At 64.4% G+C, this 7,803-nt stretch carries 6 protein-coding genes; all 6 read left to right on the top strand.

Annotated features, from left to right (window positions below; all coding sequences use genetic code 11):
• The coding region (locus VGO12_RS08510) for a glycerol-3-phosphate acyltransferase (RefSeq protein WP_327512290.1) at nt 1–190 on the top strand (190 nt) is incomplete at its 5' end.
• The gene (dprA, locus tag VGO12_RS08505; RefSeq protein ID WP_327512289.1) at nt 190–1,338 is read left to right on the top strand and encodes a DNA-processing protein DprA; all 1,149 of its coding nucleotides are present in this window, start codon (nt 190–192) and stop codon (nt 1,336–1,338) included. The genes VGO12_RS08510 and dprA, both read left to right, overlap by 1 nt.
• Before the next feature lie 228 nt (nt 1,339–1,566).
• Nucleotides 1,567–4,236 carry a type I DNA topoisomerase gene (gene topA / locus VGO12_RS08500; protein ID WP_327512288.1) on the top strand — a complete coding sequence of 890 codons (2,670 nt, stop codon included), beginning with the start codon at nt 1,567–1,569 and terminating at the stop codon, nt 4,234–4,236.
• A 2-nt stretch (nt 4,237–4,238) separates the two neighbouring features.
• Nucleotides 4,239–6,611: a ribonuclease R gene (gene rnr, locus VGO12_RS08495; protein WP_327512287.1), complete on the top strand. Its 2,373-nt coding sequence runs from the start codon at nt 4,239–4,241 to the stop codon at nt 6,609–6,611.
• 26 nt (nt 6,612–6,637) lie between these two features.
• Nucleotides 6,638–7,093 (top strand): DUF983 domain-containing protein, encoded by a 456-nt coding sequence (locus tag VGO12_RS08490; protein ID WP_327512286.1) that lies wholly within the window; start codon nt 6,638–6,640, stop codon nt 7,091–7,093.
• A complete protein-coding gene (locus tag VGO12_RS08485) occupies nt 7,090–7,794 on the top strand; it encodes an NUDIX hydrolase (RefSeq protein WP_327512284.1) in 705 nt (234 codons plus the stop codon). Before VGO12_RS08490 ends, VGO12_RS08485 begins: the two co-directional genes overlap by 4 nt.
• Nucleotides 7,795–7,803 lie beyond the last annotated feature (9 nt).

Raw genomic sequence — 7,803 nt, 5'->3', positions numbered from 1 at the left:
AATCAGCCGTTACTCGTCGCTCTCGGCCCTGGTTGCAACGGCGGTCATTCCGGTTGTACTCTACTTTGCAGGACACGAGAAAGTCGCTCTGCTGTTTGCGCTCATGACCCTGATCACCTGGGTGAAGCATCGCGCCAACATTCAGCGGCTGCTTGCCGGCACCGAAAGCAGGATCGGAGACAAGGGATAATGTCCAAGGACAGCGCAGGACGATCCGGAGTGGCGCTGACCGAACGACAGAAAATCTCCTGGCTCAGGCTGATCCGCAGCGACAATGTCGGCCCCATCGCCTTTCGCGACCTGATCAACCATTTCGGCACGGCGGAAAACGCGCTCGACGCGCTGCCGGAACTGTCGCGCCGCGGCGGAACCCGGCAGGCTTACAGCGTCGCCACCCAAAGCGAAGCCGAAAGGGAACTGGAGGCCGCACAGCGCCACGGCGCGGTCTTTGTCGGTATCGGCGAACCGGGATACCCTTCGGCGCTGCGGCAAATCGATGGAGCGCCCCCGCTTCTGGCGATGAAAGGCAATCTCCAGCTGGCGACCCGACCGTCGCTTGGTGTCGTCGGCTCGCGCAATGCGTCCGCGAGCGGCGCCAAGTTCGCGGCGATGATCGCGCGGGATACCGGCCGCGCCGGCTATGTGGTCACCTCCGGCCTTGCGCGCGGCATCGATACTGCCGCACACCGTGCAAGCCTTGAGACCGGCACGATCGCAGCCCTTGCGGGCGGCCTCGACCGTCCCTACCCGCCCGAGAATATCGGTCTGATCGAGGCCATGACTGCGGGTCATGGTCTTGCAATCAGCGAGATGCCGTTCGGCTGGGAGCCGAGGGCGCGTGACTTCCCGCGGCGCAATCGTCTGATCGCCGGGATCAGCCTCGGCGTTGCGATCGTCGAGGCCGCCCACCGTTCCGGCTCGCTCATCACCGCCCGTTATGCCGCCGATTTCGGCCGGCTTGTCTTTGCGGTTCCCGGTTCTCCTCTCGACCCGCGCTGCCACGGCACCAACGATCTGCTGAAGCAGGGCGCGATCGTCACGACCGGGCCGCACGACATCATCGAAGCGCTGGCACCGCTCAGCCAGCTGGAACTGGGCCTGCCTGGAGCCAGGGAGCCGGAAACGCAGGCACAACTCGGCGTTCCGACGTCAACCAAAGACAGCGACCGCGCTGCAGTCGGCGCGGCGCTCGGGCCGACGCCGGTCGAAATCGACGACATCGTGCGCCACACCGGGCTCGCGCCGGCACAGGTCTACCTGCTGTTGCTGGAACTCGATCTCGCTGGCCGGCTCGATCGTCATGCCGGCGGGCTCGTCTCGCTCGCAACCTCCGAATGACGGATCGCGAACACCGCGGCGGGGACCGAAAGAGACCCGATCACCCGCTTCAGGCCGCAGATTCCACGTCATTGCGCAGGGATTGCCCTTCGACCTCACGTCGTTATTTTGGGTGAACCCTCTTGACCCCGCTCGAATCCCTGTCCATTTCGGGGCGTCGATATCAGGCGAAGTACGGCGCAAACAGCGCTGACGCCGAACCAGAACCGGTTGTCTCAGAAAATGACGATGAATGTAGTAGTGGTGGAATCGCCTTCAAAGGCAAAGACGATCAACAAGTACCTGGGGCCTAACTACAAGGTGCTGGCCTCGTTCGGTCACGTGCGCGATCTGCCGGCGAAGGACGGTTCGGTTCGTCCGGACGAAGACTTCGAGATGTCCTGGGAGGTCGACGCCGCCTCTGCGAAACGCATGAAGGACATCACCGACGCGGTCAAAGCCTCCGACGGCCTCATTCTCGCAACCGACCCGGATCGCGAAGGCGAAGCGATTTCCTGGCACGTGCTCGACCTCTTGAAGAAGAAGAAGGTGCTTGGCGACAAGCCGGTGAAGCGCGTGGCCTTCAACGCCATCACCAAGAAGGCGGTGCTCGAGGCGATTGCCCATCCGCGCGATATCGACATTTCGCTGGTGGACGCTTACCTGGCGCGACGCGCTCTGGACTATCTCGTCGGCTTCAATCTTTCTCCGGTGCTCTGGCGCAAGCTGCCGGGCGCGCGTTCGGCCGGCCGCGTCCAGTCTGTCACCCTTCGCCTCGTGTGCGACCGTGAATCCGAAATCGAACGCTTCGTCTCCGAAGAGTACTGGAACATTTCGGCGCTCCTGAAGACCCCGCGTGGCGACGAGTTCGAAGCCCGCCTCGTTTCGGCCGATGGCAAGCGCCTTGCGCCGAGGGCGATCGGCAATGGCGAGGAAGCCAACCGTCTCAAGACCCTGCTCGAAGGTGCGACCTACGTCGTCGACAGCATCGAAGCCAAGCCCGTCAAGCGCAATCCGTCGCCGCCGTTCACCACCTCGACGCTGCAGCAGGCAGCCTCCTCCAAGCTCGGCTTCTCCGCTTCGCGCACCATGCAGGTGGCGCAGAAGCTCTATGAAGGCGTTGACATCGGCGGCGAAACGGTCGGTCTGATCACCTATATGCGTACCGACGGCGTGCAGATGGCGCCGGAAGCGATCGACGCGTCGCGCAAGGCGATCGCCAGCCAGTTCGGCGACCGCTATCTGCCGGAAAAGCCGCGCGCCTATTCGACCAAGGCGAAGAATGCCCAGGAAGCGCACGAAGCCATCCGCCCGACCGACTTCAACCGGACGCCGGACGAAGTGCGTCGTTTCCTCGATGGCGACATGCTCAGGCTCTATGACCTCGTCTGGAAGCGCGGCATCGCCAGCCAGATGGCGTCCGCCGAGATCGAGCGCACGACTGCGGAAATCACGGCGGACAAGGGCGGCCAGAAGGCCGGCCTGCGCGCCACCGGCTCCGTCATCCGCTTCGACGGCTTCATCGCCGCCTATACCGACGCCAAGGAAGACGGCGAGCAGACCGACGATGGCGACGAGGACGGCCGCCTGCCCGAGATCAATGCGCGCGAAAGCCTCGCCAAACAGAAGATCAACGCCTCGCAGCACTTCACCGAGCCGCCGCCGCGCTACTCGGAAGCCAGCCTGATCAAGAAGATGGAAGAGCTTGGCATCGGCCGTCCTTCCACCTATGCCGCGACGGTCACGACGCTGCTCGACCGCGATTACATCACCAACGACAAGCGCAAGCTCATCCCCCAGGCCAAGGGCCGCCTCGTGACGGCGTTCCTGGAGAGCTTCTTCACGCGCTATGTCGGCTACGATTTCACGGCGTCTCTCGAAGAAAAGCTCGACCAGGTCTCGGCCGGCGAGGTCAACTGGAAGGACGTGCTTCGCGACTTCTGGAAGGACTTCTTCGCCCAGATCGAGGAAACCAAGGAACTGCGCGTCACCAACGTGCTTGATGCGCTGAACGAAGAACTGGCACCGCTGGTCTTCCCGAAGCGCGAAGACGGCGGCGACCCGCGCACCTGCCAGGTCTGCGGCACCGGCAAGCTGTCGCTGAAGCTCGGCAAGTACGGCGCGTTCGTCGGCTGCTCGAACTATCCGGAATGCAATTTCACCCGCCAGCTTTCCTCCGAAAGCAACGGCGAAGAGGCCGCGGTCTCGAACGAGCCGCAGGCGCTCGGCAAGGATCCGCATACGGGCGAGGATATCACGCTCAGGAGCGGCCGCTTCGGCCCCTATGTCCAGCGCGGCGATGGCAAGGAAGCCAAACGCTCAAGCCTGCCGAAGGGCTGGACACCCTCGACGATTGACCACGAGAAGGCGGTGGCACTGCTGTCGCTGCCGCGCGATATCGGCGCGCATCCCGAAAGCGGCAAGATGATCTCGACCGGCCTTGGCCGATACGGACCATTCGTTTTGCATGACGGCACCTATGCCAATCTCGAATCGATCGAGGACGTGTTCTCGATCGGCCTCAACCGTGCCGTCTCGGTGCTCGCTGACAAGCAGTCGAAGGCCGGTGCCGGCCGTGGCGGCGCCGCGGCCGCCGCGCTCAAGGAACTCGGCAATCATCCCGACGGCGGCGCCATCACCGTTCGTGACGGCCGCTACGGCCCCTACGTCAATTGGGGCAAGGTCAATGCCACCCTGCCCAAGGGCAAGGATCCGCAGTCGGTAACGGTCGAGGAAGCCCTGGTGCTCATCGCCGAGCGTGCTGCCAAGGGCGGAACGACCAAGGGCAAGGCTACCAAGGCCAAGACGACGAAGGCTGCTGCCAAGTCCGAGGACGGCGCCGCCAAGACGACCAAAGCCAAGGCAAAGGCGCCCGCCAAGAGCAAAACCAAGACGGCTAGCAAGGCCAAGAAGGGCTGATTTTGACCAGAATACCGCGCGATCCGACCGAACAGTCCGGCAGACGAGCCATGGGCAAGAAGCATGATCGGGCGGCCAAGGGTGGATCGAGCCCGGCAAGCGAACGGATCATCCACGGCGCCGTGCCACCGCGCGACGTTCTGATGCGGTTCATCGCCGAAAACCCCGATCGCGCCTCCAAGCGCGAGATTGCAAAAGCCTTTGGCCTCAAGGGCGAGACCCGCGTCGAACTCAAGGCGCTCCTGAAGTCGCTCGAGGTCGACGGTCTGGTCGAGAAGAAGCGCAAGTCGCTGGTGCGTCCGGGTGCGCTTCCGCCCGTGACCGTGCTCGACATCACCATCCGCGATGTCGATGGCGAACTGATCGGCCGTCCGGCCGAATGGCTCGACGACGACGGCGTTGCGCCGGCGGTGCTGATCAAGCAGTCCGCCGTCGCCAAGGGCAAGGGCAAGGCTCCGGTCGGCGGCCTCGGCGATCGTGTTCTCGCCAAGATCTTCCCGGCCAAGGAACGCGGCGGCCCGGCCTATACGGCACGCATCATCAAGGTGCTCGACAAGCGCAAGGATGCCGTGCTCGGCGTCTTCCGTTCGACGCCTGGCGGCGGCGGCCGGCTGATGCCGATCGAAAAGCGCGGCGAAGAAATCCTTGTTGATCCGGAGTTCACCGGCAATGCGCAGGACGGCGACCTCGTCGAGGTCCAGCTGTCGCGCCTCGGACGCTACGGCCTGCCGCGCGCCCAGGTGCAGACCGTCATCGGCTCGGTTGCTTCGGAAAAGGCGATCTCGATGATCGCCATCCACGCCCACGGCATTCCCCATATCTTCCCGGAACGGGTGATCGAGGAAGCGAACGCCGCAGGCCCGGCGACCATGGCCCACCGCGAGGACTGGCGCGCGCTGCCGCTCATCACCATCGACCCGGCCGACGCCAAGGACCACGACGACGCGGTTTATGCCGAGCCGGATCCCTCCGAGGACAATCCCGGCGGCGTCATCGTCACGGTGGCGATCGCCGACGTCTCCTATTACGTGCGGCCGAAGTCCGCTCTCGATCTCGAAGCGCTGAAGCGCGGCAATTCGGTCTATTTCCCCGATCGCGTCGTGCCGATGTTGCCTGAGCGGATTTCCAACGATCTCTGCTCCCTGAAGGAAGGCGTAGACCGTCCGGCACTCGCCGTGCGCATGCGCTTCTCCAAGGAAGGCCGCAAGGCAGGCCACAGCTTCCACCGCATCATGATGAGAAGCGCGGCCAAGCTCTCCTACCAGCAGGCGCAGGCGGCGATCGACGGCAATCCGGACGACAAGACCGGGCCGATCCTCGAGACGATCCTGAAGCCGCTCTGGGAAGGCTACCGCATTCTGACGCGCGGTCGCGAACGGCGTCAGCCGCTCGAGCTCAACATGCCCGAGCGCAAGATCATCCTGAAGCCCGACGGCACCGTCGACCGTGTGCACGTTCCCGAGCGCCTCGACGCCCACAAGCTGATCGAGGAAATGATGATCCAGGCGAACGTGGCTGCGGCGGAAACGCTGGAGCAGAAGCGCCAGGTGCTGATCTACCGCGTGCACGACCAGCCGTCGCTTGCAAAGCAGGAAACCCTGCGCGAATTCCTGGCAACGCTCGACATCTCGCTCGTCAAGGGCGGCAACATGCGCTCGAACCATTTCAACGGCGTCCTCGCCAAGGCCGAGGGAAAACCGTTTGAGACCATGGTCAACGAGATGGTGCTGCGCTCCCAGAGTCAGGCGATCTACAGTCCCGAGAATATCGGCCATTTCGGCCTGAACCTGTTGAAATACGCGCATTTCACCTCGCCGATCCGGCGCTACGCCGACCTGATCGTGCACCGCGCGCTGGTTGCCTCGCTCGGTCTTGGCGAAGGCGGACTGACGCCGCAGGAAGAGGCCGTGCTCGACGACATCGCTGCCGAAATCTCGACCTTCGAGCGCCGTGCTATGGCTGCCGAACGCGACACCGTCGACCGGCTGATCGCCCATCACCTGAACGGCCGCGTCGGCGAAGAATTCGACGGCCGCGTATCGGGCGTCACCAAGGCGGGACTTTTTGTCTCGCTGCCCGCCTATGGCGCCGATGGCTTCGTTCCGATATCCACCCTTGGGCGCGACTACTTCATCTATGATGAAGCGCACCAGGCGCTTGCAGGCGAAAAGACCGGGCTCGGTTACCGGCTCGGGGATCCGGTGCGCGTCAAGCTTGTCGAGGCCGTACCGCTTGCCGGCGCGTTGCGTTTCGAGATGATCAGCGAAGGACGCAAGATGCCGACGGCAACACGCTCCTTCCACAAATCCGGTCGCAGGGACCGGACCGGAGCGCGCAAGAAGCCGGGAACCCGGCCACCACGCGGCCGGAAGTAATTCTCCGCCGGGCCAGAGGAATGAGCATGAAGGCAGCAGCAGGCGATACGCTTCACCTTGGTGGAAGCGAAAGCGACGAGCGCCGGGTCGGCCAGGCGATGCGGCGCGGCTTTCTCGGCCGTTGCCCGGCCTGCGGCAGCGGCAAGCTGTTTCGCAGCTACCTGAAGTCGGTCGAGACGTGCGCGGCCTGCGGCGAGCGTATGGATCATCACCGCGCCGACGACTTCCCACCCTATATCGTCGTGACGATCGTCGGCCATCTCGTGCTCGGCGGCTACATGGCGACCGATCTCATCCTGCCGCTGAACAGCTGGCAGCACCTCGCGATCTGGGCGCCGATCACCGTCATCAGCTCGCTGGCGCTGCTGCAGCCGGTCAAGGGCGCCGTGATCGGCCTGCAATGGGCGCTCAGGATGCACGGCTTCGGCGGCCACGAAGATGCACCCGAAGACGTCCTGCCGCCGCGAGACGACCGGACATGACGCCGGAGCGGGATACGGACGGAAAGGCCAAGGCGCCGCGTCCCGCGACGATGCGGCCACGGGACGCGGCATCCATCATGCTGCTCGACCGTGTCGCCGGAAGCGTCCGTGTCCTGATGGGACGCCGTCACAGCGCCCACGCCTTCATGCCCGATCTCTACGTCTTCCCCGGCGGACGTCGCGACAGCGGCGATCACCGCCTCGGTTTCGGCTCCGACCTTGATCCGTCCGTGCTTCGGGCCCTGAAGACGGCCGGCACGCGCGAACTGTCGGATGCCCGCGCACGCGCGCTGGCGCTCGCCGCCCTGCGCGAACTCTACGAGGAGGCGGGCATTGCGATCGGCGCACCGCGTTCTGCGGACGCGTCCCCCGTTCCGTTCCTTCCCGATCTCGCAAACTTGCGTTATATCGCTCGGGCCATCACCCCTCCAGGCAATACGAGGCGGTTCGATACGCGCTTCTTCGCGATGTTCGCCGACGAGGCCGAGATTGACCCGACGCGGTTCCTGGACAGTCGGGAGCTTCAGGATTTGCAGTGGATCGATGTGAACTCTCCTCCGTCGGTACGGATACCTGACATCACTGCGGTCATCCTCACGGACCTCAGGAACGGACTGGACGCCGATCCATCGCTGCCCTGCGAACGGTCGGTTCCGCTCTACACCTCGCGCCATGGGCGCTTCGTGCGCACATTGCTCTAAGGAACCGCG

The organism is Ensifer sp. (genome assembly GCF_035999135.1).
Taxonomy (GTDB): Bacteria; Pseudomonadota; Alphaproteobacteria; order Rhizobiales; family Rhizobiaceae; genus Ensifer.
Note: the sequence above shows the minus strand (reverse complement) of the source record. Positions and strands in the feature narration are given on the sequence as shown.